Origin of the sequence: Pseudomonas sp. Rh2 (assembly GCF_040762985.1) — a bacterium.
In the GTDB taxonomy this organism is placed as follows: Bacteria; Pseudomonadota; Gammaproteobacteria; order Pseudomonadales; family Pseudomonadaceae; genus Aquipseudomonas; species Aquipseudomonas taiwanensis.
Genome location: NZ_CP142890.1, coordinates 37,443 through 62,564 on the forward strand (window position 1 = coordinate 37,443; position 25,122 = coordinate 62,564).

19 protein-coding genes are annotated in these 25,122 nt (G+C 61.5%); 16 read left to right on the top strand and 3 right to left on the bottom strand.

Annotated features, from left to right (window positions below):
* Positions 1–80 precede the first annotated feature (80 nt).
* The 11 genes from VXM67_RS00185 to VXM67_RS00235 all read left to right on the top strand — a co-directional run bounded on the left by VXM67_RS00185 (position 81) and on the right by VXM67_RS00235 (position 14,035).
* Entirely contained in the window at positions 81–2,885 is a 2,805-nt protein-coding gene (locus tag VXM67_RS00185; protein ID WP_023382672.1) for an LPS-assembly protein LptD, read from the top strand.
* Positions 2,866–4,185 carry a peptidylprolyl isomerase SurA gene (gene surA, locus VXM67_RS00190; RefSeq protein WP_023382673.1) on the top strand — a complete coding sequence of 440 codons (1,320 nt, stop codon included), beginning with the start codon at positions 2,866–2,868 and terminating at the stop codon, positions 4,183–4,185. The genes VXM67_RS00185 and surA overlap by 20 nt, the downstream gene beginning before the upstream one ends.
* On the top strand, positions 4,182–5,171 hold the full coding sequence (gene pdxA, locus VXM67_RS00195) for a 4-hydroxythreonine-4-phosphate dehydrogenase PdxA (protein WP_367237431.1): 990 nt from the start codon (positions 4,182–4,184) through the stop codon (positions 5,169–5,171). Before surA ends, pdxA begins: the two co-directional genes overlap by 4 nt.
* Complete coding sequence (rsmA, locus tag VXM67_RS00200) at positions 5,168–5,968, top strand: 16S rRNA (adenine(1518)-N(6)/adenine(1519)-N(6))-dimethyltransferase RsmA (RefSeq protein ID WP_023382675.1); 801 nt, start codon at positions 5,168–5,170, stop codon at positions 5,966–5,968. The genes pdxA and rsmA overlap by 4 nt, the downstream gene beginning before the upstream one ends.
* 145 nt (positions 5,969–6,113) lie before the next feature.
* A complete protein-coding gene (apaG, locus tag VXM67_RS00205) occupies positions 6,114–6,494 on the top strand; it encodes a Co2+/Mg2+ efflux protein ApaG (protein ID WP_023382676.1) in 381 nt (126 codons plus the stop codon).
* Entirely contained in the window at positions 6,494–7,360 is an 867-nt protein-coding gene (locus VXM67_RS00210) for a symmetrical bis(5'-nucleosyl)-tetraphosphatase (protein ID WP_027907303.1), read from the top strand. The genes apaG and VXM67_RS00210 overlap by 1 nt, the downstream gene beginning before the upstream one ends.
* 14 nt (positions 7,361–7,374) lie before the next feature.
* Positions 7,375–7,707: a thiosulfate sulfurtransferase GlpE gene (glpE, locus tag VXM67_RS00215; RefSeq protein WP_023382678.1), complete on the top strand. Its 333-nt coding sequence runs from the start codon at positions 7,375–7,377 to the stop codon at positions 7,705–7,707.
* A gap of 282 nt (positions 7,708–7,989) precedes the next feature.
* The gene (locus tag VXM67_RS00220; protein WP_023382679.1) at positions 7,990–9,912 is read left to right on the top strand and encodes a PrkA family serine protein kinase; all 1,923 of its coding nucleotides are present in this window, start codon (positions 7,990–7,992) and stop codon (positions 9,910–9,912) included.
* A gap of 119 nt (positions 9,913–10,031) precedes the next feature.
* The gene (locus tag VXM67_RS00225; RefSeq protein ID WP_023382680.1) at positions 10,032–11,303 is read left to right on the top strand and encodes a YeaH/YhbH family protein; all 1,272 of its coding nucleotides are present in this window, start codon (positions 10,032–10,034) and stop codon (positions 11,301–11,303) included.
* Positions 11,300–12,868, top strand: a complete 1,569-nt coding sequence (locus VXM67_RS00230) for a SpoVR family protein (protein WP_023382681.1) — start codon at positions 11,300–11,302, stop codon at positions 12,866–12,868. The genes VXM67_RS00225 and VXM67_RS00230 overlap by 4 nt, the downstream gene beginning before the upstream one ends.
* 60 nt (positions 12,869–12,928) lie before the next feature.
* The gene (locus tag VXM67_RS00235) at positions 12,929–14,035 is read left to right on the top strand and encodes a multifunctional CCA tRNA nucleotidyl transferase/2'3'-cyclic phosphodiesterase/2'nucleotidase/phosphatase (protein ID WP_202675674.1); all 1,107 of its coding nucleotides are present in this window, start codon (positions 12,929–12,931) and stop codon (positions 14,033–14,035) included.
* Positions 14,036–14,097: 62 nt separating this feature from the next.
* Here the strand turns inward: VXM67_RS00235 and folK are convergent, their stop codons facing one another.
* Positions 14,098–14,607, bottom strand: a complete 510-nt coding sequence (gene folK / locus VXM67_RS00240; RefSeq protein WP_023382683.1) for a 2-amino-4-hydroxy-6-hydroxymethyldihydropteridine diphosphokinase — start codon at positions 14,605–14,607, stop codon at positions 14,098–14,100.
* Positions 14,598–14,954 (bottom strand): dihydroneopterin aldolase, encoded by a 357-nt coding sequence (gene folB / locus VXM67_RS00245; RefSeq protein ID WP_027907305.1) that lies wholly within the window; start codon positions 14,952–14,954, stop codon positions 14,598–14,600. The genes folK and folB overlap by 10 nt, the downstream gene beginning before the upstream one ends.
* A gap of 74 nt (positions 14,955–15,028) precedes the next feature.
* Here folB and plsY point away from each other — a divergent pair, with 74 nt between their 5' ends.
* Positions 15,029–15,598 (top strand): glycerol-3-phosphate 1-O-acyltransferase PlsY, encoded by a 570-nt coding sequence (gene plsY / locus VXM67_RS00250; protein ID WP_023382685.1) that lies wholly within the window; start codon positions 15,029–15,031, stop codon positions 15,596–15,598.
* A 15-nt stretch (positions 15,599–15,613) separates the two neighbouring features.
* Here plsY and tsaD read toward each other — a convergent pair whose 3' ends face one another.
* Positions 15,614–16,639 carry a tRNA (adenosine(37)-N6)-threonylcarbamoyltransferase complex transferase subunit TsaD gene (tsaD, locus tag VXM67_RS00255; RefSeq protein ID WP_023382686.1) on the bottom strand — a complete coding sequence of 342 codons (1,026 nt, stop codon included), beginning with the start codon at positions 16,637–16,639 and terminating at the stop codon, positions 15,614–15,616.
* A gap of 205 nt (positions 16,640–16,844) precedes the next feature.
* On the opposite strand from tsaD, the gene rpsU reads away from it, so the two are divergent.
* From rpsU to VXM67_RS00275, 4 genes are all read left to right on the top strand, one after another.
* Positions 16,845–17,060: a 30S ribosomal protein S21 gene (gene rpsU / locus VXM67_RS00260; RefSeq protein WP_003255575.1), complete on the top strand. Its 216-nt coding sequence runs from the start codon at positions 16,845–16,847 to the stop codon at positions 17,058–17,060.
* Positions 17,061–17,353: 293 nt separating this feature from the next.
* On the top strand, positions 17,354–19,336 hold the full coding sequence (dnaG, locus tag VXM67_RS00265) for a DNA primase (RefSeq protein ID WP_023382687.1): 1,983 nt from the start codon (positions 17,354–17,356) through the stop codon (positions 19,334–19,336).
* Between the two features lie 67 nt (positions 19,337–19,403).
* The gene (gene rpoD, locus VXM67_RS00270; RefSeq protein WP_023382688.1) at positions 19,404–21,254 is read left to right on the top strand and encodes an RNA polymerase sigma factor RpoD; all 1,851 of its coding nucleotides are present in this window, start codon (positions 19,404–19,406) and stop codon (positions 21,252–21,254) included.
* Between the two features lie 119 nt (positions 21,255–21,373).
* Complete coding sequence (locus VXM67_RS00275) at positions 21,374–25,117, top strand: bifunctional diguanylate cyclase/phosphodiesterase (RefSeq protein WP_023382689.1); 3,744 nt, start codon at positions 21,374–21,376, stop codon at positions 25,115–25,117.
* The last annotated feature ends 5 nt before the right edge of the window (positions 25,118–25,122 follow it).

A 25,122-nucleotide genomic window follows, 5' to 3' on the forward strand; every position in this document is an offset into this window, starting at 1 on the left:
CCAGCATCTTTTTCAGACCATCGAGAGGCGTGCGGCCCCACACGCGGGCAGATGGCACGCAGGAAGCCCGGACTAATAAGATGGCATTGAAATCCCCCGCGTTTCGTAGAAAGTTTCCGTTGCTGGTGACCGGCGGTCTGCTGGCCCTGCAACCTCTGGCCACGTCGTACGTGGTGGCAGCCGAGCAGTTTGACTGCCAAGTGTCCGCCTCCGGTGGTTGGGACTGCAAGCCCAAAACCCCTGTCAGCAACCTTCCGCCGCGCCCGGTGCACGAAGGTGCTGCCGTCAGTTCCGGTACCGAGGCCGAAGCCGCCGATGCCGGCGACAAGCCTGTGCTGGTCACCGAGAGCAAGGGCCGCGGCCTGAAGTCGCGTAGCGAAGACTACAGTCACCTGGACTGGGTTCCGCGCGAAAAGCTCACCGCAGCCCAGCTGGCCGAAACCGGCCCGTATTGCGGTGGCGCCTATATCGAACCGACCCGTCCTGGCATGGCCGACACCACGCCCAAGGACGAGTCGCCGACCTACATCAACGCCAAGGTCTCCAAGTACCAGCAGGAGCAGCAGATCGCGACGCTCGCCGGTGATGTGGTCATGCGCCAGGGCAGCATGCAGGTCGAAGCCGACGAAGCCAACCTGTATCAGGCCGAGAACCGTGGCGAGCTCAAGGGCAACGTCAAGATTCGCGACAATGGCTCGTTGGTGGTTGGCGACGAAGCCCAGATCCAGCTCGACACCGGCGAGGCCCAGGTCGATAACGCCGAATACGTGATGCACAAGTCGCATATCCGCGGCAACGCCCTGTACGCCAAGCGTGGCGAAAACGCCATCATCCGCCTCAAGGATGGTACGTACACCACGTGCGAACCGGGCAGCAATGCCTGGCAGCTGAAGGGCAACAACATCACCCTGAACCCGGCCACCGGCTTCGGTACCGCGACCAACGTCACCCTGCGGGTCAAGGATTTCCCGGTGTTCTACACACCGTACATCTACTTCCCGATCGACGACCGTCGCCAGTCCGGCTTCCTGCCGCCGTCGTTCAGCTCGACCAGTGACAGCGGCTTCACGCTGGTCACGCCGTACTACTTCAACCTGGCCCCGAACTACGACGCCACGTTGTACCCACGCTACATGACCAAGCGTGGCCTGCTGATGGAAGGTGAGTTCCGCTACCTGACCAAGTCCAGCGAAGGCCAGTTCGGCGGTGCGTACCTGAACGACAAGAACGACGATCGCAAGGACCAGACTGATTACAAGGATCAGCGCTGGATGATCAACTGGCAGCACAAAGGTGGCCTGGACGAGCGCCTGATGACTGAGGTTGATTACACCGACATCAGCGATCCGTTCTACTTCCAGGACCTGGAAACCGACCAGATCGGTGTTGAAAGCCGTGACGTGGTGAACCAGCAGGGGGCACTGACCTACCGTGGCGACACCTACCGCGCGCGCCTGAATGTGCATGCCTACGAGATGGCGACCATCTCCCGGATCACGCCGTATGATCGTCTGCCGCAGATCACCTTCGACGGCAAGTTGCCGTACAACCCGGGTGGCCTGGATTTCACTTACAAGACCGAGGCGGTTCGCTTCGATCGTGATCTGAAAACCGGTCCGGTGTTCAATGAAGATGGCGTGCTCGATACCACTGCTGGCGCAGATGGCCGCAGGCTCGACGAGAACATCTTCGGCCTGGCTCGTGCCAACGGCACCCGTCTGAACCTGGCGCCTGCCGTCAGCTTGCCGATGGAAGCCAGCTATGGCTTCTTCAAGCCGACGCTGAAGTACGTCTACACCCATTACGACCTGGACCTGGACAGCAAGGGCAAGACCGACCTGGCCAACGCCAGCGCCACTACTCGTGACCTGCGCGGCGACTTCTCCAGCAGCCAGGAACGTAGCGTTCCGGTATTCAGTGTCGACAGCGGCCTGTACTTCGACCGCGACACCCAGTACTTCAGCAAGAACTACCGCCAGACCCTCGAACCGCGTCTGTTCTACCTCTACGTGCCGTATGAGGACCAGAAAGACATCCCGGTCTTCGACACCAGCGAAACCTACTTCAACTACAGCTCGCTGTTCCGCGACAACCGCTTCAGCGGTGGCGACCGCATCGGCGACGAGAACAAGCTGTCGTTGGGCGTGACCTCGCGCTGGATCGAAGAAAACGGCTTCGAGCGCCAGCGCGTCAGCGTCGGCCAGGCCCTGTACTTCCAGGACCGCAAGGTGCAGATGCCAGGCATCGACTGGCGTACCCGTTCGGACTCGCAGACCGATGTCTCGCCGTACGCACTTGAGTACATGTTCGCCTTCAACCGCGATTGGCGCCTGAACGCCGACTACAACTGGGACCCGGACACCCACAGCCCTCGCTCGGGTAGCGCGGTGTTCCACTACCAGCCGGAAGACAACCCGAACAAGATCGTCAACCTGGGCTATCGCTACCGCAACGACCTGGTCCGCTATGACCAGCTGACCGGTACCTGGCAGGTCGGCGGTGGCGACTACGGCACTCCGGGCAGCCCGAACTACATCAAGGACTACTACAAGATCGAGCAGCATGACTTCTCCGTCATTTGGCCGATCGTCCCGCAGTGGAGCGTCATCGCTCGCTGGCAGCACGACTACAACCGCAACCGCACCCTGGAAGCCATGGGCGGTTTCGAGTATGACAACTGCTGCTGGAAGCTGCGCCTGATCAACCGTTACTGGATCGACTACGACGACTTCAGCCAGGCCGTTCCGGACAACGAAAAAGGCGACCATGGCATCTTCCTGCAAATCGTGCTGAAAGGCCTCGGTGGCGTGGTAGGCAACAAGGTCGAGTCGTTCCTCGATGAAGGCATTCAAGGTTACCGTACACGTGAAGACCAAGCTTATTGATCGTCTGCGCCCGCTGCTGGTGGGCGCTGCACTGCTGAGCAGCGCGGTTCACGCCGCGGTGCAACCTCTGGACCGTGTGGTGGCCATCGTCGACAACGACGTGGTCATGCAAAGCCAACTGGACCAACGTGTCCACGAAGTCCAACAAACCATCGCCAAGCGCGGCGGCGGCGTGCCGCCGACCGGCGCCCTGGAGCAGCAGGTACTGGAACGCCTGATCGTCGAGAACCTGCAACTGCAGATCGGCGAACGTTCCGGCATCCGCATCACCGATGAAGAACTGAACCAGGCCATCGGCACCATTGCCCAGCGCAACGGCATGTCCCTGGACCAGTTCCGCGCCGCCCTGGCCCACGACGGCCTGTCGTTCGATGACGCCCGCGAGCAGGTCAAGCGCGAGATGATCATCAGCCGTGTGCGCCAGCGCCGTGTGGCCGAGCGCATCCAGGTGTCCGAGCAGGAAGTGAAGAACTTCCTTGCCTCGGACCTGGGCAAGATGCAGATGTCGGAAGAGTATCGCCTGGCCAACATCCTCATCCCGACCCCGGAAGGCGCCAATTCGCAAGACATCCAGAACGCTGCCCGCAAGGTTGGCGACGTGTACCAGCAACTGCGCCAAGGCGCGGACTTCGGCCAGATGGCGATTGCCAACTCAGCCAGCGAAAACGCCCTGGAAGGCGGCGAGATGGGCTGGCGTAAAGCGGGCCAACTGCCGCCGGAATTCGCCAAGCTGCTGAGCACCATGTCCACTGGCGACATCACCCAGCCACTTCGCATTCCCAGCGGCTTCATCATCATCAAGCTCGAAGAGAAGCGCGGTGGTAGCGAGAACGTGCTGCGTGACGAAGTCCACGTGCGCCATATCCTGATCAAGCCGAGCGAAATCCGCAGCGAAGCGGCGACCGAACAACTGGCGGAGCGCCTCTACGAGCGCATCAAGAATGGCGAAGACTTTGGCGAGCTGGCCAAGAGCTTCTCGGAAGATCCGGGTTCGGCGCTCAACGGCGGCGACCTCAACTGGGTCGACCCGAACAGCCTGGTTCCCGAGTTCCGCGAGCAGATGGCCAACGCCCAGCAAGGCGTAGTGACCAAGCCGTTCAAGACCCAGTATGGCTGGCACGTTCTGGAAGTGCTGGGCCGTCGCGCCACCGACAGCACCGAGCAAGCTCGCGAAATGCAGGCGATGAACGTTCTGCGTAACCGCAAGTACGACGAAGAGCTGCAGACCTGGCTACGCCAGATCCGCGACGAAGCCTACGTTGAAATCAAGCTGCCTGGCGCCGACCAGGCCACCCAGTGAAGCCGCTGCGCTTCGCCGTCACCCCCGGTGAACCAGCCGGCATAGGCCCGGACCTGTGCCTGCTGCTCGCCGCCGACGCCCAGCCCCATCCCCTGATTGCCATCACCAGCCGTGACCTGCTCGCCGAGCGGGCCACGCAGCTGGGGTTGGCGGTCGATCTGCTGCCGGTTGCGCCGGGCCAGTGGCCCGACCAGCCCGCACCTGCCGGTAGCCTGTACGTATGGGATACCCCCCTGGCAGCGCCCGTGATACCAGGCCAGCTCGACAAGGCCAATGCCGCCTTCGTCCTGCAAACCCTGACGCGCGCTGGCCAAGGCTGCCTCGACGGGCATTTTGCCGGGATGATTACAGCCCCCGTGCACAAGGGTGTGATCAACGAAAGCGGTATCGCCTTTTCCGGCCATACCGAGTTTCTCGCCGAACTGACGCATACCGCCCAAGTGGTGATGATGCTGGCCACACACGGGCTGCGCGTGGCCCTGGTGACCACGCACCTGCCACTTCGCGATATCGCCGATGCCGTCACCGCCGAGCGCGTGGAGCGGGTCATCCGCATTCTCCACGCTGACATGCGCGACAAGTTCGGCGTCGCCCAGCCACGCATCCTGGTATGCGGGCTCAACCCCCATGCGGGTGAAGGCGGCCATCTGGGCCGCGAAGAAATCGACATCATCGAACCAACCCTGGCACGCCTGCGCACCGAAGGCATGGACCTGCGTGGCCCGCTGCCAGCCGATACCCTGTTTACCCCCAAATATCTGGAGCACTGCGACGCGGTGCTGGCGATGTACCACGACCAAGGCTTGCCCGTACTCAAGTACAAAGGCTTCGGCGCCGCGGTCAACGTGACGCTGGGCCTGCCGATCATCCGCACCTCGGTCGATCACGGCACCGCCCTGGACCTCGCCGGTACCGGCAAGGTCGACACCGGCAGCCTGCGGGTCGCGCTGGAAACCGCCTACCAGATGGCCGAGAACCGACCATGAACGAGCACTACCAACACCGCGCGCGCAAGCGCTTCGGCCAGAACTTCCTGCACGACGCCGGCATCATCGACCGCATCCTGCGCGCCATCAACGCCAAGGCGGGTGAACACCTGCTGGAAATCGGCCCGGGCCAAGGCGCACTCACCGAGGGCCTTTTGGGCAGCGGCGCACAACTGGATGTGGTCGAACTGGACAAGGACCTGGTGCCGATCCTGCAGCACAAGTTCGCCGGTCGCGATAATTTCCGCCTGCACCAGGGCGATGCCCTGAAGTTCGATTTCAATCAGCTGGGCGTACCGCCCCGCAGCCTTAAGGTAGTCGGCAACCTGCCCTACAACATCTCAACCCCGCTGATCTTCCACTTGCTCAGCCATGCCGGGCTGATTCGCGACATGCACTTCATGCTGCAGAAAGAAGTGGTCGAGCGCATGGCCGCTGGCCCCGGCGGTGGCGATTGGGGCCGTCTGTCGATCATGGTGCAGTACCACTGCCGCGTGGAGCACCTGTTCAATGTCGGCCCGGGCGCGTTCAACCCGCCACCGAAGGTGGATTCGGCCATCGTCCGCCTGGTCCCCCATGAAGTGCTGCCGCACCCGGCCAAGGATGCGCAACTGCTCGAACGCGTGGTGCGCGAAGCCTTCAACCAGCGCCGCAAGACCCTACGCAACACCCTCAAAGGCCTGCTCGACAGCGCGGCCATCGAAGCTGCGGGTGTGGACGGCAGCCTGCGCCCTGAACAACTGGACCTGGCGGCCTTCGTGCGCCTGGCTGACCAGTTGGCGGATCAGCAAGCCTGATATCGCTTGTACCTCCCCTATCGCCGGCAAGCCGGCGATAGGGGCGGCCCTGACAACACCGATCCCCGAGCCCTTCTACCGCTGGCCCTCCCCCCGCTCAATGGCCTAGACTGCATTATTGCGTCAGTTCTCCCAAGGCCTTTGCATGTCCGATCCCCGCTACAAGATCGACGTCAGCGTCGTGACCCGTTATCTCAAAGACCAATCCGACCCCGAAAACAGTCGCTTTGCCTTCGCCTATACCATCACCGTGCAGAACAACGGCCTGGTCAAAGCCAAGCTGATGTCTCGTCACTGGCTGATCACCAACGGTGACGGCGAGGTAGAGGAGGTTCGCGGCGCAGGCGTGGTTGGCCAGCAACCGACCATCGAACCCGGCCAGAGCCATACCTACAGCAGCGGCGCGGTGATCAGCACCCGTGTCGGCACCATGCAGGGCAGCTACCAGATGTTCGCCGAAGACGGCAAGCGCTTCGACGCCCAGATCGCCCCCTTCCGTCTGGCGGTGCCAGGGGCGCTGCACTGATGGCCACCTACGCTGTCGGTGACCTGCAAGGCTGCCTGCAACCGCTCAAGTGCCTGCTGCAACGAGTGAACTTCAACCCAGACGTCGATCGCCTGTGGCTAGTCGGCGACCTGGTAAACCGTGGGCCGGAATCACTGGAAACCCTGCGTTTTCTCTACTCGATCCGCCACGCGCTGGTCTGCGTGCTGGGCAATCACGACTTGCACCTGCTCGCTGTCTGGCACAACGTCGAGCGCCTGAAGAAAAGCGACACCCTGCGTGAAATCATCGAAGCACCAGACGCCGACCAACTGTTCGACTGGTTGCGTCGGCAAAAGCTGCTGCATTACGACGAGCCACGCGGCATCGCTCTGGTCCACGCAGGCATTCCCCCCCAATGGACACTCGGCAAGGCCCTTGAACTGGCGGGCGAAGTCGAGGAAGTGTTGCGTGACGATGAGCGCCTGAAGCTGTACCTCGATGGCATGTATGGCAACGAACCGAACAAGTGGAGCAAGAGCCTGGCCGGCGTCGAGCGCCTGCGCGTCATCACCAACTACCTGACGCGGATGCGCTTCTGCACCGCCGATGGCAAGCTCGACCTCAAGAGCAAGGAAGGCCTTGGCACGGCGCCAAAGGGCTACAAGCCCTGGTACGCGCACAAGGACCGCCGCTCACGCCACGTGAAGATCATCTTCGGCCACTGGGCAGCCCTGGAAGGACGTGTCGACGAACCCGGCGTGATTGCCCTGGACACCGGTTGCGTGTGGGGCGGCGCCATGACCCTGTACAACCTCGACAGTGGCGAATACCACCGCTGCGACTGCGCCGACGACGGCACCGTACGCCAAGCGGCACAACCCACTAGAATGAACGACCAACCCTGAAGGAAACCGTACCCATGAGCGAATTCAAGCGCATCCCCCCAGAGCAGGCCTTGGAGCTTCGCAAAAAGGAAGGTGCGGTCGTCGTCGACATTCGCGACCCACAAGCCTTTGCCGCAGGCCACATCACCGGCGCCAAGCATCTGGACAACCATTCGGTCGCTGACTTCATCCGCAACGCCGACCTGGACGCCCCGACCCTGGTGGTCTGTTACCACGGCAACTCCAGCCAGAGCGCTGCCGCCTATCTGGTAGGCCAGGGCTTCTCGGACGTCTACAGCGTCGATGGCGGCTTTGAGCTGTGGCGCGCCACCTACCCGGCCGAGACTGCCCAAGGCTCCGCCGAATAATTTTTTCATTTTTGCTGCAGCCCGCGCCCCATGCGGGCTTGCGCCTTTTCTGACGAACGGTCGAAAGCAACTTCTCGGCCCCGCGCCCTTGACCTTGCGTATTACCAACTATCCTTAAGCGCAGGCCATCCAAAAAAGGGGAGAGCCGGTACACCGGCGTGCGGGTCATCGGTAGCGTTACAAGGTGTTCTGGGGGGTATACAGCAATCGGCCCAGCCGCTTGCATGCCAGCATCAGCTGACTGATCCGGCGTCGTCTCCACGTATCGAGCGAGGTGACGTCATGAGCATTTTTAGCCACTTCCAACAACGTTTCGAGTCAACACGCCAGGAAGAACTCTCGCTACAGGAGTACCTCGAGCTGTGCAAAGAGGATCGTAGCGCCTACGCTTCGGCGGCCGAACGGCTGTTGCTGGCCATCGGTGAGCCCGAGCTGATCGACACCTCAACCAACTCCAGACTGTCGCGGATCTTCTCAAACAAGGTAATTCGCCGCTATCCAGCCTTTGCCGACTTCCATGGGATGGAAGAGTGCATCGACCAGATCGTGTCGTATTTCCGCCATGCCGCTCAGGGCCTGGAAGAGAAGAAACAGATCCTCTACCTGCTGGGTCCGGTGGGCGGCGGCAAGTCGTCGCTGGCCGAAAAACTCAAGCAGTTGATGGAGAAAGTGCCGTTCTACGCCATCAAGGGCTCGCCGGTCTTCGAGTCACCCCTGGGCTTGTTCAATCCCGCCGAGGACGGCGCCATTCTCGAAGAGGAATACGGCATTCCGCGCCGCTACCTGAACAGCATCATGTCGCCTTGGGCTACCAAGCGCCTGCAGGAATTCGGCGGCGACATCAGCAAGTTCAAGGTGGTCAAGCTGTACCCGTCGATCCTCAACCAGATCGCCATCGCCAAGACCGAGCCGGGTGACGAGAACAACCAGGACATCTCCGCACTGGTGGGCAAGGTGGATATCCGTAAGCTTGAGGAATTCCCGCAGAACGACGCCGATGCCTATAGCTACTCGGGCGCGCTGTGCCGGGCCAACCAGGGCCTGATGGAATTCGTCGAGATGTTCAAGGCGCCGATCAAGGTCCTGCACCCGCTGCTGACTGCCACCCAGGAAGGTAACTACAACAGCACCGAAGGCCTCGGCGCGATCCCCTACTCCGGGATTCTGCTGGCCCACTCCAACGAATCGGAATGGCACACCTTCCGCAACAACAAGAACAACGAAGCGTTCATCGACCGTATCTACATCGTCAAGGTGCCGTACTGCCTGCGCGTCAGCGACGAGATCAAGATCTACGACAAGCTGTTGGTCAACAGCTCGCTGGCCAAGGCCCACTGCGCGCCGGATACGCTCAAGATGCTCGCCCAGTTCACGGTGCTCTCGCGACTCAAGGAGCCGGAAAACTCCAACATCTACTCCAAGATGCGCGTCTATGACGGCGAAAATCTCAAGGACACCGACCCGAAAGCCAAGTCTATTCAGGAGTACCGCGATGCCGCGGGCGTCGATGAGGGCATGAACGGCCTGTCGACCCGCTTCGCCTTCAAGATCCTGTCCAAGGTGTTCAACTTCGACCCTCATGAAGTGGCCGCCAACCCGGTGCACTTGCTGTATGTGCTGGAACAGCAGATCGAACAGGAACAGTTCCCGGCCGAAGTGCGCGAACGCTACCTGCGCTACCTGAAGGAATACCTGGCGCCGCGCTACATCGAATTCATCGGCAAGGAAATCCAGACCGCCTACCTGGAGTCCTACAGCGAATACGGCCAGAACATCTTCGACCGCTACGTGCTGTACGCCGACTTCTGGATTCAGGACCAGGAATACCGCGACCCGGAAACTGGCGAGATCCTCAACCGTATCGCCCTCAACGAGGAACTGGAGAAAATCGAGAAGCCGGCCGGCATCAGCAATCCGAAGGATTTCCGCAACGAAATCGTCAATTTCGTGTTGCGCGCCCGGGCCAACAACAATGGCAAGAACCCGAGCTGGCTGAGCTACGAGAAGCTGCGGGTGGTCATCGAGAAGAAAATGTTCTCCAACACCGAGGATCTGTTGCCCGTCATCAGCTTCAACGCCAAGGCCAGCAAGGAGGACCAACAGAAACACAACGACTTCGTCACCCGAATGGTGGAACGTGGTTACACCGACAAGCAGGTGCGCTTGCTGTCGGAATGGTATCTGCGGGTCAGGAAATCGCAATAAAGCGGCAAGCTACACGCCGCGCGCCCTTGGCTGCCCAGTCAGCCTCGGGCGGCGGCGGCTGCTTTTACGTGCAGCTCGTAGCTTGAAGCGTGCAGCTGTTCCCAGCTACCGGAGGGACCATGAGCTACGTTATCGACCGACGCCTGAACGGCAAGAACAAGAGCACGGTCAACCGCCAGCGCTTCTTGCGGCGTTACCGTGAACACATCAAGAAAGCCGTCGAAGAGGCCGTGAGCCGCCGCTCCATCATGGACATGGAACATGGCGAGCAGATCAGCATTCCGGGACGGGACATCGACGAGCCGGTGCTGCACCACGGTCGTGGCGGCAAGCAGACCATCGTGCACCCAGGCAACAAGGAATTCACTGCCGGCGAACACATACCACGGCCCCAGGGTGGCGGCGGTGGTGGCGGTCGCGGCAAGGCTGGCAACTCTGGCGAGGGCATGGACGACTTCGTCTTCCAGATCACCCAAGAGGAATTCCTCGAATTCATGTTCGAGGACCTGGAGCTGCCCAACCTCGTCAAGCGTCACCTGACGGGCGCCGACACCTTCAAGACCGTACGTGCGGGTATCGCCAACGAGGGCAACCCCTCGCGCATCAACATCGTGCGCACCCTGCGCTCGGCCCACGCCCGCCGCATCGCCCTGACCGGCAGCAGCCGTGCCCTGCTGCGCGAAGCCCAGGCGGAACTGGCACGGCTGAAAGTCGAAGAGCCTGACAATTTCACCGATATCCAGGAAACCGAAGCCGAGATCGAACGCCTCAAGGCACGCATCAACCGCCTGCCGTTCCTCGATACCTTCGACCTCAAGTACAACCTGCTGGTCAAGCAACCCAACCCCAGCTCCAAGGCCGTGATGTTCTGCCTGATGGACGTCTCCGGCTCGATGACCCAGGCCACCAAGGACATCGCCAAGCGCTTCTTCATCCTGCTGTACCTGTTCCTGAAGCGGAACTACGACCGCATCGAGGTGGTGTTCATCCGTCACCACACCAGTGCCCGCGAAGTCGACGAGGAAGAATTCTTCTACTCTCGGGAAACCGGCGGCACCATCGTCTCCAGCGCGCTCAAGTTGATGCAGGAGATCATGGCCGAACGCTATCCGGCCAGCGACTGGAACATCTATGCCGCCCAGGCCTCCGACGGAGACAACTGGAACGACGACTCGCCGATCTGCCGCGAGATTCTCTCCAAGCAGATCATGCCGCACGTGCAGTACTACACTTACGTCGAAATCACCCCGCGTGAGCATCAGGCGTTGTGGTACGAGTACGAGCGAATCGGCGAGGCCTTCCCCGACACATTCGCCCAGCAGCAGTTGGTTTCGGCCGGCGATATCTACCCGGTCTTCCGTGAACTCTTCCAGCGCAGGTTAGCCACATGACCGCCAGAGCACAGAGACGCCAACCCATTTCCACCGGGTCCGAGTGGACGTTCGAGCTGATCCAGACCTACGATCGGGAAATCAGCCGGCTGGCCGAGCGTTACGCCCTGGACACCTATCCCAACCAGATCGAGGTGATCACCGCCGAGCAGATGATGGACGCCTACGCGTCCGTCGGCATGCCGCTGGGTTATCACCACTGGAGCTACGGCAAGCAGTTCCTCAGCACTGAGAAGTCTTATAGCCGCGGCCAGATGGGCCTGGCCTACGAGATCGTGATCAACTCGGATCCCTGCATCGCCTACCTCATGGAAGAGAACACCATGTGCATGCAGGCCTTGGTGATCGCCCACGCCTGCTATGGCCACAACAGTTTCTTCAAGGGCAACTACCTGTTCCGCACCTGGACCGACGCCAGCTCGATCATCGATTACCTGGTATTCGCCAAGCAGTACATCGCCCAGTGCGAAGAGCGCCATGGCATCGATGCGGTCGAAGACCTGATCGACTCTTGCCACGCCCTGATGAACTACGGTGTCGACCGCTATAAACGCCCCTACCCCATCTCCGCCGAAGAGGAGCGTCGGCGGCAGAAAGAGCGCGAAGAGCACCTGCAACGGCAGATCAACGACCTCTGGCGCACCATTCCCAAGAGCGCAGAGAAAGGCAATGAGCGCGATGATGCGCGCTTCCCCGCCGAACCTCAGGAAAATATTCTCTATTTCATCGAGAAGAACGCGCCACTGCTCGAGCCCTGGCAGCGCGAAGTGGTGCGCATCGTGCGCAAGATAGCCCAGTACTTCTACCCGCAACGCCAGACCCAAGTGATGAACGAAGGCTGGGCGACGTTCTGGCACTACACGCTGATGAACGACCTGTACGACGAAGGCCTGATCACCGAAGGCTTCATGATGGAGTTCCTGCAGTCGCACACCAGCGTGGTGTTCCAGCCCGGCTTCGACAGCCCGTACTACAGTGGCATCAACCCTTACGCACTGGGCTTTGCGATGTATACCGACATCCGGCGCATGTGCGAGAACCCGACCGAGGAAGATCGCCGCTGGTTCCCAGACATCGCTGGCAGCGACTGGTTGTCGACCATCAAGTTCGCCATGAGTAGCTTTAAGGACGAGAGCTTCATCCTGCAGTACCTGTCGCCCAAGGTGATCCGCGACCTCAAGCTGTTCAGCATCCTCGATGACGACCAGCGCGACGACCTGCTGGTGCCTGCTATCCATGACGAAGCGGGCTACCGGATCATCCGTGAGCAACTGGCCGCCCAGTACAACCTGGGCAACCGCGAGCCCAACGTGCAGATCTGGAGCATCGACCGCCGTGGCGATCGCTCACTGACCCTGCGCCACCAGCAACACAACCGCAAGCCACTGGGCGACTCCACCGATGAAGTGCTCAAGCACCTGCACCGGCTGTGGGGCTTCGATATCCACCTGGAAACCGTGCAAGGCGACCAGGTCATGAAAACCCACCACATGCCGCCACGCGGCGAGCACAGTGACAGCGGCGATTATGGCCGCATGGACCTGGCCGTGGTTCATCACCTTTAAGCTCGACGCACCGCCATAACTGCCAACAGGGTATCCTGTGGGCAGTTATGGAGGCTGCACATGCAAATTTACAAAGTCGGTGGCGCGGTGCGTGATCGTCTGCTCGGGCGCGCGGTCAGCGATATCGACTGGCTGGTGGTGGGCGCGACGGTCGAGGAAATGCAGGCCAAGGGTTTTCGCCCGGTCGGCGCGGATTTTCCGGTGTTCCTGCACCCGCAGACGGGCGAGGAATACGCGCTGGCACGCACCGAGCGCAAGAGTGGACGCGGCTATGGCGGCTTCACCTTTCATGCCAGTCCAGAGGTCACGCTCGAAGAGGACCTCATACGCCGTGACTTGACCATCAATGCAATGGCGGAGGATGACCAGGGCAACGTACTGGATCCCTACCACGGCCAGGAAGACCTTGAACACCGCCTTTTACGCCATGTTTCCCCCGCGTTCGCCGAAGATCCTTTGCGTGTGCTGCGCGTCGCCCGCTTCGCCGCACGGTATGCGCCATTGGGCTTCCAGGTAGCTGACGATACCCTTGAGTTGATGCGCCAGATCGCCGCGTCCGGCGAACTGCAAGCGTTGACTGCCGAGCGCAGCTGGAAAGAGATCGAGCGAGCATTGATGGAGGAACAGCCACAGGTGTTCATCCAGGTGCTGAACGACTGCTCGGCACTTCAGGAGTTGATGCCCGAGCTCCACTGTGACGCGGATTCGCTGGCAGCGCTGGTACAGGCAGCCAAGCATCGACAACCTCTGCACGTGCGTTGGGCGTGCCTGTTGGATAGGGTGCAGCCGGCAGCCATCAAGGCACTCAACCAGCGATTCAAAGCCCCGCGTGAATGCCAGGAACTGGCCGTGTTGACCGGTGAGTTTTCCGGTCGTGCCGATGCAGGAATGGCGCTTGAGCCTTCAGGCTTGCTGGAGATGCTGCAGAAATTCGACGTCTATCGGCGGCCACAGCGCTTCGAGGACTTCATAGTCACGTGCGAAATGAGGGCGCTTGGGCGCGGGGAGCAAACGTATCCACAGGCCGAGTACCTGCGTGGAGCGGCGGCAACGGCCAGGGCAGTTAATGTGAAGCCGTTGGTGGACGCAGGCCTGGCCGGACAGGCGCTGGGAGAGGCCCTCAAGAACGAGCGACTGAAAGCGATCGAGGCGTACAAACGCCGCTGACCACGCGGCCCGCCCGCTCCAGGCGCGGCCTCGTGTCGCGCCTACGACGATCGCGAAAAAGCTCAAGCCGGGGTCAACTGCACACCCCGCCACTCGAACGCCACCGGTGCCAGCACCTGGTCGATGTTCGCCTCCTCCCACAACTGCGCCATGCGCTTTCCAGCCCCTGGGTGCACCAGCTCAGGCGCTAGCAACGACAGTGGCCACAGCACGAACGCGTTCTTCAGAATTTCCGCCCTGGGCAGCACCAGCCCATCGAAGGTACCGTACAGATCGTCATACATCAGCACATCGATATCCAGCGGCAAGCCCTTGCGATCCGGTGCGTAACGGCCGTTGTCCGCCTCAATGAACTTGAGCCGGCGATCCAGCTCCATCAGCGGAAGATCTGTCTTGCCGGTGACCACGAAATTGATGAAGGGGCCACTCTTGATCCCCACGGCCTGGCTCTCGAACGCCGGAGAACAACGCATGTCCTTGAGGATGCCAGCCAAGGCGTCGAGCCCAGCGCACAGGTGCGCCTGGCGGTCGATATTGCTACCCAGGCCCAGGTAAACCGTGCTCAGAGACATCCGCGCTCGATCTCCACGCCAACACCGCCACGGGCTGCCGGGACAGCTCCTGGCTTGGTCAGTTTCAGGCGTACCCAAGGAATGTGGAACTCTTCCATCAACGCTGCCACCAAGCGCTCGGCAAAGGTTTCCACCAGCTCGAAGCGCGCCTGCTCGGCGAAAGCCTGGATGCGTGCCGATACGCTGGCATAGTCCAGCGCCAGGCTCAGATCGTCACCGGCCGCCGCTGGGCGGTTGTCCCAGGCGAAACTCAGGTCAAGGCGCAGGCACTGGCGAATATCCCGCTCCCAGTCATAGGCACCGATGACGGTATCGACTTCCAGGCCTTCGATGAACACTCTGTCCAAGCACTTCTCTCCACAGCACGACAAGGGCGACTGGCGCCGTTAGAATCAGGGCGTCCTCGCCCGGAATAGTTAGCATGTTTTGGTTATTGGCGCTGCTCGCCTACCTGCTCGGCTCGCTGTCCTTCGCCATCGTCCTCAGCCGCCTTTCAGGCAGCCCGGACCCGCGTTCCAGCGGTTCAGGCAATGCCGGCGCCACCAACATGCTACGCCTGGCAGGCCGTAAACTGGCGATCCTGACCCTGCTTGGCGACCTGTGCAAGGGACTTTTGCCCGTCTTGCTGGCCCGTCTCGCTGGCCTTGACCTGCAGGAGCAGGGCTGGGTCGGCGTCTGCGCGGTGCTCGGCCACCTGTTCCCACTGTACTTCAACTTCAAGGGTGGCAAAGGTGTCGCCACCGCGGCCGGCATGCTGATGGGCCTGTACTTTCCCGCCGCATTGCTGGCCATCGGCGCCTGGCTGCTGACCTTCTACCTGACTCGAACCAGCTCGCTGGCCGCGCTCATCGCCACTCCACTTACCCTACCGCTGCTGGCCTGGCGCGAGCCCGAAGCGCTGCTGCCGATCAGCGTCCTGACCGTGCTGATCGTCTGGCGCCACCGTAACAACCTGCGGGATTTGTTCGCCGGGCGCGAAAGGCATTTCTAACGCACCCATCGACCTTCACACCGGCGGCAACTGCTCCATCGGCCAGCGCGCCTGCACGCTGATCGCCAGGTCCTGCTGCTGCCCGGCCAGCAAGCGCTGACAACCGGCGTAGGCGATCATGGCGCCGTTGTCGGTACAGAACCGCGGGCGGGCGTAGTAAACATTGCCTTTGATACCGGCCAGCATCTCTTCCAGCGACGCCCGCAGCGCCTTGTTGGCACTCACGCCACCGGCGATGACCAAGCGCTTGAGCCCGGTCTGCTTGAGGGCTCGCTTGCATTTGATGGTCAGAGTCTCCACCACCGCCTGCTGGAACGCCAGGGACACGTCGCAACGGGTTTGCTCACTGTCGTCACCAGCATCGCGGCATTGCTGCCAGGTGTTGAGCGCGAAGGTCTTGAGGCCGCTGAAGCTGAACTGCAGGCCTGGGCGATCGGTCATCGGTCGCGGGAATACGAAACGCCCGGGCACGCCGTGTTCGGCCAGACGGGCAATTTCCGGCCCACCCGGATAGTTGAGGCCGATCAGCTTGGCGGTCTTGTCGAACGCCTCGCCGGCCGCATCGTCCAGGCTCTCGCCCAACAGTTCGTAACGCCCGATGCCATCGACGCGCACCAGCTGAGTGTGCCCGCCGGACACCAACAAGGCGACGAACGGAAACTCAGGAGGCTGCTCCTCGAGCATGGGTGCGAGCAAGTGGCCTTCCATATGATGAACGCCGATCGCTGGAATATCCCAGGCGAACGCCAGGGCCTGGGCGCACGAGGCACCCACCAGCAGCGCCCCGACCAGGCCAGGGCCTGCGGTATAGGCAATGGCGTCGATCTCGGTGGCCACGCAGCCGGCCTCGTCCAGCACCTGGCGGATGAGCGGCAGCATGCGCTTGACGTGGTCACGCGAAGCAAGCTCCGGCACCACCCCGCCAAACACGCGGTGCAGGTCGATCTGACTGAACAGCGCGTCGGCCAACAAACCGCGCTCGCTGTCGTATAATGCGACGCCGGTTTCGTCGCAGGATGTTTCCAATCCCAGTACTAGCATGGGTTCGTCCCTTGTGGGGGCTGAATTCGAAGCCGCGCATGATAGTCCCCGTGCCGGGTGCCGACCAGCGGTTTTCGATCAGAGGCTTTGCATTCCGGCCAGCTAAGGGTTAACATCCGCAACCCTTGAAAACCGACGTTCTCCAGCACACCTTTTGTTTTGCCAGGAGCACGTCTACCCCGGTAATGAATTAAGGTAGCCCTGGATGCCAGCCGTCAAAGTTAAAGAGAACGAACCCTTCGACGTAGCTCTGCGTCGTTTCAAGCGCTCCTGCGAAAAAGCCGGTGTACTGGCTGAAGTTCGTAGCCGCGAGTTTTACGAGAAGCCGACCGCCGAGCGTAAGCGCAAAGCAGCTGCTGCTGTTAAGCGTCACGCCAAGAAAGTTCAGCGCGAACAGCGCCGCGCCGTTCGTCTGTACTAATACAGACGTTCTACGCAGAGCTTCTGCCCAGCCCGGCACCATGCCGGGCTAATGGCAGCAGTTGCTTTACCCCTTGAGCCCTCGCTTGAGGCGCCCAAATGCAGTGTCCTTGCATAGCGGCAACCTGCCTTAACACGTCAGAGCTGGTCTACGACCAGTCGTGCACGTCCTGACTGACGAGCCCTCACCGGCTGGCGACGAGCACACATTCCCTCGCATTTCCCCAAGCAGCAACCACTCCGATGTGGCGCGTTAGCGATTAGACTTGCCAATTGCCAGATGACGAGACTGCCATGGCCGGGCTGATTCCCCAGAGTTTCATTGACGACCTTATCAACCGCCTCGACATCGTCGACGTGGTGAGTTCGCGCGTCCAGCTGAAAAAGACCGGCAAGAATTACTCCGCCTGCTGCCCGTTCCACAAGGAAAAAACGCCGTCCTTCACGGTAAGCCCCGACAAGCAGTTCTACTACTGCTTCGGCTGCGGGGCCGGCGGCAACGCCCTGGGCTTCGTCATGGACCACGACAACCTGGATTTTCCCCAGGCCGTGGAGGAACTGGCCCGCGCCGCCGGCATGGAAGTACCCCGCGAGGAAGGCCGGCGCTCGCAAAAAACCCGCCAGCCGACCGACTCACCGCTGTATCCGCTGCTGGAGGCGGCCGCCGGCTTCTATCGCCAGGCCCTGCGCAGCCACCCGACCCGCAAGGCCGCGGTGGATTACCTCAAAGGCCGAGGCCTGTCTGGCGAAATAGCCCGCGACTTTGGCCTGGGCTTCGCCCCACCCGGCTGGGACAACCTGCTCAAGCACCTGGGTGCCGACAGCCTGCAACAGAAGGTGATGATCGACGCCGGCCTGCTGATCGAGAACGCCGAAAGCGGCAAACGTTACGACCGCTTCCGCGACCGGGTGATGTTCCCGATCCGCGACAGCCGTGGCCGAATCATCGCCTTCGGCGGTCGGGTGCTGGGCGACGACAAGCCCAAGTACCTCAACTCCCCGGAAACCCCTGTCTTCCACAAGGGCCAGGAGTTGTACGGGCTGTACGAGGCACGCAAGCACAACCGCAACCTCGACGAGATCATCGTCGTCGAAGGTTACATGGACGTCATCGCCCTGGCCCAACAAGGCCTGCGCAATGCCGTGGCGACACTTGGCACCGCCACCAGTGAAGAACATCTCAAGCGCCTGTTCCGCGTGGTGCCAAGCGTACTGTTCTGCTTCGACGGCGACCAAGCAGGGCGCAAGGCCGCCTGGCGCGCCCTGGAGTCGACCCTGTCGGCCCTGCAGGATGGCCGTCGGGCACGCTTTCTGTTCCTGCCCGAAGGCGAAGATCCGGACAGCCTGGTCCGCGCCGAAGGCACCGATGCCTTCATGGCACGCATCAACCAGCACGCCCAGCCGCTGGCAGATTACTTCTTCGAGCAACTGAGCAACGAGGCCGACCCGCGCTCACTGGAAGGCAAGGCCCATATGGCCACCCTGGCCGCACCGTTGATCGAAAAGATTCCGGGTGCCAACCTGCGTCAGCTGATGCGCAATCGCCTGAAGGAAATCACCGGCCTCGATCCGCAGCAGGTCGAGCAACTGGCCCAGCATGCCCCGGCGCCGAACAGTGTGCCGGACTACGACCCTGGCTACGACTACGACGCCATGGCCAGCTTCACCCCCGACTACGGCGACCTGGCGCAGCACGACTACGCCCCTGCCCATCAGGCGCACGAGTGGAAGTCCAACAAGGGGGGCGGTAAGAAGCCGTGGAGCGACAAGCCCTGGGACAAGAACCGCAAGGGCGGCAAGCCATGGCAGCAGCGTGACGAAGCCCCGCCCCGGGTGCCGGCACCGGTGGAACCGCCTACCCTGGCGGCCCTGCGCACCCTGCTGCACCACCCGCTGTTGGCCGGAAAGGTCGAGGACGCCAGTCATTTCGCCGACGAAGAGCATCTTTACAGCCAGCTGCTGGTCGCACTGATCGAAGCCGCACAGAAAAATCCTGGGCTAAGCTCAATGCAGTTGATCGCACGCTGGCACGGCACCGAACAAGGCCGCCTGCTGCGGGCCTTGGCGGAAAAGGAATGGCTTATCGTAGCCGACAACCTTGAACAACAGTTTTTCGACACTATAACTAGCTTGTCCGCCCGCCAACGCGAGCGCAGCCTGGAACAACTGCTCAGGAAATCACGTCAAAGCGAATTGACCAGCGAGGAAAAATCTCAGCTCCTCGCCCTGCTGAGCCGGAATGTTCCCGCACAAACGCCGACCTCATCTGGCGCGTGAGGCCCATGCTCGGGTATAATCCTCGGCTTGTTTTTTGCCCGCCAAGACCTTCAGTGGATAGGGTGTTATGTCCGGAAAAGCGCAACAGCAGTCTCGTATCAAAGAGTTGATCACCCGCGGTCGTGAGCAGGGCTACCTGACTTACGCGGAGGTCAACGACCACCTGCCTGAGGATATTTCAGATCCGGAACAGGTGGAAGACATCATCCGCATGATCAACGACATGGGGATCAACGTATTCGAGAGTGCTCCGGATGCGGATGCCCTTCTGTTGGCGGAAGCCGACACCGACGAAGCCGCGGCCGAAGAAGCCGCCGCTGCGTTGGCGGCCGTTGAAACCGATATCGGCCGCACGACCGACCCGGTGCGTATGTACATGCGCGAAATGGGTACCGTCGAGCTGCTGACTCGCGAAGGCGAGATCGAAATCGCCAAGCGTATCGAGGAAGGCATCCGTGAAGTCATGGGTGCTATCGCCCACTTCCCGGGCACTGTCGACTACATTCTCGGCGAATATGACCGCGTCACCAGCGAAGGTGGCCGTCTGTCGGATGTTCTCAGCGGTTACATCGACCCTGACGACAACATCGCCGCACCGACCGAAGAAGTGCCGATTCCTGGCGCCAAGACCGCTGCCGCGAAAGAAGAGTCCGAAGACGAGGACGAAGAAAGCGACGACAGCGGTGACGACGAAGAGCAGGAAAGCGGTCCGGATCCGGAAGTCGCTCGCCAGCGTTTCGGCGCCGTCGCCGACCAGCTCGCCATCACCCTCAAGGTGCTGAAGAAGCATGGTCGTGATCATGCCGACAGCATCGCTGCGATGCAGGCCCTGGCCGATCTGTTCATGCCGATCAAGCTGGTGCCCAAGCAGTTTGACGCATTGGTCGAGCGTGTACGCGATTCGCTGAACCGCCTGCGTCAGCAAGAGCGCGCCATCATGCAGCTGTGCGTACGTGATGCGCGCATGCCGCGTGCCGACTTCCTGCGCCTGTTCCCGAGCAACGAAACCGACCAGACCTGGTCCGGTGATCTGGCCAAGCGCAACACCAAATGGGCTGCCGCCCTGGGTGAAAAGGACGCCGCCATCGTCGCCTGCCAGCAAAAGCTGATCGACCTCGAGAACGAGACCGGCCTGACCGTCGCCGAAATCAAGGAAATCAACCGTCGCATGTCCATCGGCGAGGCCAAGGCCCGTCGCGCCAAGAAAGAAATGGTCGAGGCGAACCTGCGTCTGGTGATCTCCATCGCCAAGAAATACACCAACCGTGGCCTGCAATTCCTCGACCTGATCCAGGAAGGCAACATCGGCTTGATGAAGGCGGTGGACAAGTTCGAATACCGTCGTGGTTACAAGTTCTCGACCTACGCCACCTGGTGGATCCGCCAGGCGATCACCCGCTCGATCGCCGACCAGGCGCGCACCATCCGTATTCCGGTGCACATGATCGAGACGATCAACAAGCTCAACCGTATTTCCCGGCAGATGCTGCAGGAAATGGGCCGCGAACCGACTCCGGAAGAGCTTGGCGAGCGCATGGAAATGCCTGAGGACAAGATCCGCAAGGTATTGAAGATCGCCAAAGAGCCGATCTCCATGGAAACCCCGATCGGTGACGACGAAGACTCGCATCTGGGCGACTTCATCGAGGACTCGACCATGCAGTCCCCGATTGACGTGGCCACGGTCGAAAGCCTCAAGGAAGCGACCCGCGACGTACTCTCGGGCCTGACCGCACGCGAAGCCAAGGTGCTGCGCATGCGTTTCGGCATCGACATGAACACCGACCACACCCTCGAAGAGGTGGGCAAGCAGTTCGACGTGACCCGCGAGCGGATCCGTCAGATCGAAGCGAAGGCGTTGCGCAAACTGCGCCACCCGACCCGCAGCGAGCACTTGCGCTCCTTCCTCGACGAGTGATGACGAACCCCGGCCCAGGCCGGGGTTTTTCTTGTGCAAAAAAAGGTTGTGGTACACAGCTACCCCAGACGAAATGCCCGTCTACACTCGACTTCAGATCACCTGAATGCGAGGCCGCTATGCCCCTTATGCCGGCCATTCTGTTGCTGCTCCTTATCCTTTGGAACACAACGGCCGGCGCCCTGACCCTGACTGACGAGGAAAAGACCTGGCTTGCTGCCCACCCGCAGCTGAGGCTGGGTGTCGATGCTTCCTGGCCACCTTTCGAGTTCCGCGACCAGGAGGGCAGATACCAGGGATTGGCCGCCGATTACATCGCCATGATTCAGGAGCGCCTCGCAGTGGCGCTCAAGCCCATCGAGCCCAGCAGTTGGACCGAAGTACTGGAGCAAGCGCGTACCAGTCGCATCGACCTGCTACCCGGCATCATGTCGACGCCTGAGCGTCAGGACTACCTGGCTTTCACCCGCCCCTACCTGGATTTCCCCATCGTCATTCTTGCCCATGAAGGCGGGCCGCAACCTCGCACCCTAAAGGACCTGTACGGCCTGAAGATTGCCGTGGTGGAAAACTACGCGCCCCACGAGCTGCTGCGCACCCACCACCCAGACCTCAACCTGGTGGCCATGCCCAATGTCAGCTCGACATTGCAGGCCCTGGCCACCGACGAAGTGGACGCAGTGGTCGGCGACCTGGCCTCAAGCATCTGGAGCTTGCGCCAGCTGAAGCTCGACGGCCTGTACGTCAGCGGCGAAACCCCCTATCGCTACCAGCTGGCAATGGCAGCCCCCAAGGACAAGAAGATCCTGGTGGGCATTCTCGACAAGGTCATGGCCGACATGTCCAGCGGCGAGGTCAGTCAAATCCAGCAGCGCTGGGTTGGCAATGTGGTCGACCAGCGTACCTTCTGGCACGACATGCTGCTCTATGGCCTGCCAGGTGTGCTGATCCTGGTGGCCATACTCGCTGCGATGATTCGTGTAAATCGCCGGCTCAGTTCGGAGATCTCCCGTCGCATTGCACTGGAGCAGGAGCTGCGCAGCAGTGAGTACCACTATCGCGGGCTGGTCGAGAGCCTGTCGGCGATTGCCTGGGAAGCCGACGCGAACGATTTCACCTACAGCTACGTTTCACCCCATGCCGAGAACCTGCTCGGCTACCCTCTGCACGACTGGCTCAAACCCGGGTTCTGGCGCAGCATCCTGCATCCTGAAGACGCACTGTGGGCCCAGGCCTTCAGCGAAAGCGAAACTGCCGCGGGCCGCGACCACAGCCTGGACTACCGGGTGATGCGAGCCGACGGGCAACCGGTATGGATTCGCAACATCGTCAGTATGATCGAGCACGGCCACCGGCCACTGATGCGTGGGCTGATGATCGACATCAGCGAAACCAAGCGCACCGAAGATGCCCTGCGCCTGTCCGAGCAGAAGTTCGCCTCGGTCTTCCAGCAGTGCCCCGACATCCTGCTCATCGCCCGCCACAGTGACGGCTGCCTGTTGGAAGTCAACGAAGCCTTCGAGGAACAGATAGGCCTGCCACCCGGCCAGGTGATCGGCCGCACCGCCACCGAATTGAACCTGTGGGGCGTCGACGGAACCGGCCCGTTGCTGCTCGAGCGCCTGCATCGAGGCGGCATCCGCAACCTTGAAATGAGCTTCAGGCGAAGCAATGGCCAGCTGTTCACAGGCCTGACATCGGCCGAAACCTTCGACCTGGACGGCACCCAGGCATTGGTCGTGGCCGTGCGCGACATCAGCCAACTCAAGGAAACCCAGCAACAACTGCAAACCTCGGAAGAAAAGTTCGCCAAAGCGTTCCACGCATCGCCTGACGGCCTGCTGCTGTCGCGCCAGAGCGATGGCCTGCTGATCGAGGTCAACGAGGGCTTCTGCCGCCTGACCGGCTATGACTTTACCCCCAGCATCGATCAGACCTCCCTGGACTTAGGCATCTGGGTCGACCTCAACGAGCGCAAGCGCTTGATCGAGCTGCTCAACCGCGATGGTTTCGTCCGCGACTTCAGCTGCCTGATCCGCCGAAGCGATGGGCAGATTCGCCTGTGCGAGCTCTCTGCGCGTCCGCTGCCGATCGCTGGCGTCGATTGCATGCTGACCATTGCCCGTGACATCACCGAACGCCACCTGATGCAGGAAAAGCTGCAACTGGCCGCAACCGTGTTCGAGAACACCGCAGAGGGCGTGCTGATCACCGACACCGACCAGCACATCAGCGCGGTCAACCGCGCGTTCAGCGAGATTACCGGCTACAGCGAAGTCGAAGCCCTCGGCCAGACCCCACGCCTGCTCGCTTCAGGCCAGCACGACAGCGCCTTCTACGCAGCCATGTGGCACCAGCTGACCGCAGAGGGACATTGGCAAGGCGAGATCTACAACAAGCGTAAGAACGGCGAGCTGTACCCAGGCTGGCTGACTATCAGCAGCGTGCGCAACAGCGATGGCGAGATCACTCACTTTGTCGCGGTGTTCGCCGATATTTCCAGCCTCAAGCACGCCCAGGCCAAGCTTGATTACCAGGCGCACCACGACCCACTCACCGGCCTGCCCAACCGCGCCCTGTTCGAGAACCGCCTGCAAGCCGTGTTGAGCTGCGCGCAAGTCTCCAACCGGCAGGGTGCGGTGCTGTTCCTCGACCTCGACCGCTTCAAACACATCAACGACAGCCTTGGCCACCCAGTCGGCGACTTACTGCTCAAGGGCATCGCACAACGCCTGAAGGAGCAAGTTCGCGATGTCGACACCGTAGCGCGGCTGGGCGGCGATGAGTTCATCATTCTCCTGCCAGGCTTGCACAAACCCAGCGACGCTAGCGCCATCGCCAACAAACTGCTGGCCTGCTTTAGCGCGCCGTTCCAGGCAGGCGAACATGAGTTCTTCACCAGTGCCAGCATCGGCATCAGCCTGTATCCGCAGGACGGCACCGACGTCGCCACGTTGATCCGCAATGCCGACGCGGCCATGTACCGTTCCAAGGCCAAAGGCCGCAACCGCGTCGAGGCCTACACCCGCGACCTGACCATCCAGGCCAGCGAGCGCATCGCCCTGGAGCACGAACTGCGGCGCGCCATCGAACGCAACGAAATGAGCCTGAGCTTCCAGCCCAAGTTCAGCTTAAAGACCCAGAGCCTGGTAGGCGCCGAAGCCTTGCTGCGCTGGAGCCACCCCACCTTCGGTGAAGTTCCGCCGGAGCACTTCATCCACCTGGCCGAAGAAAACGGCACCATCCTGCAACTGGGCGACTGGGTGCTGGAGCAAGCCTGCCGGCAGATGCATGCGTGGAAGAAGCGCTACAGCGCCTTCGGCCCACTGTCGATCAACCTGGCTGGCGCCCAGCTCCGCCACCCCGGCCTGGCCAAACGCATCGAAAGCCTGCTCAAGACCTACCAGCTCAAGGCCGGCGACCTGCAACTGGAGATTACCGAGAACTTCATCATGAGCCAGGCTGAAGAAGCCCTGGCCGTGCTGCATCAGCTCAAGCAACTGGGCGTACAGTTGGCCATCGATGACTTCGGCACCGGCTACTCCTCGCTCAGTTACCTCAAGCGCCTGCCGCTGGACATCCTCAAGATCGACAAGTCATTCATCCGCGGCCTGCCCGACGACCCGCACGACGCGGCCATCGCCCGCGCCATCATTGCCCTGGGCCGCAGCATGCAACTGACCATCATTGCCGAGGGTGTGGAAAGCCAGGCTCAGCAACGTTTCCTGGCCAGCGAAGGCTGCGAACAGATCCAGGGCTACATCGTCAGCCTGCCGCTGTCCCCGGAAGAGTTCGCTGCTACGTTTCTTCGCATAGCACTGTCCGATCTTTCGGATGGCACGCTTTCAAAACCCTCGTTATAATCCGC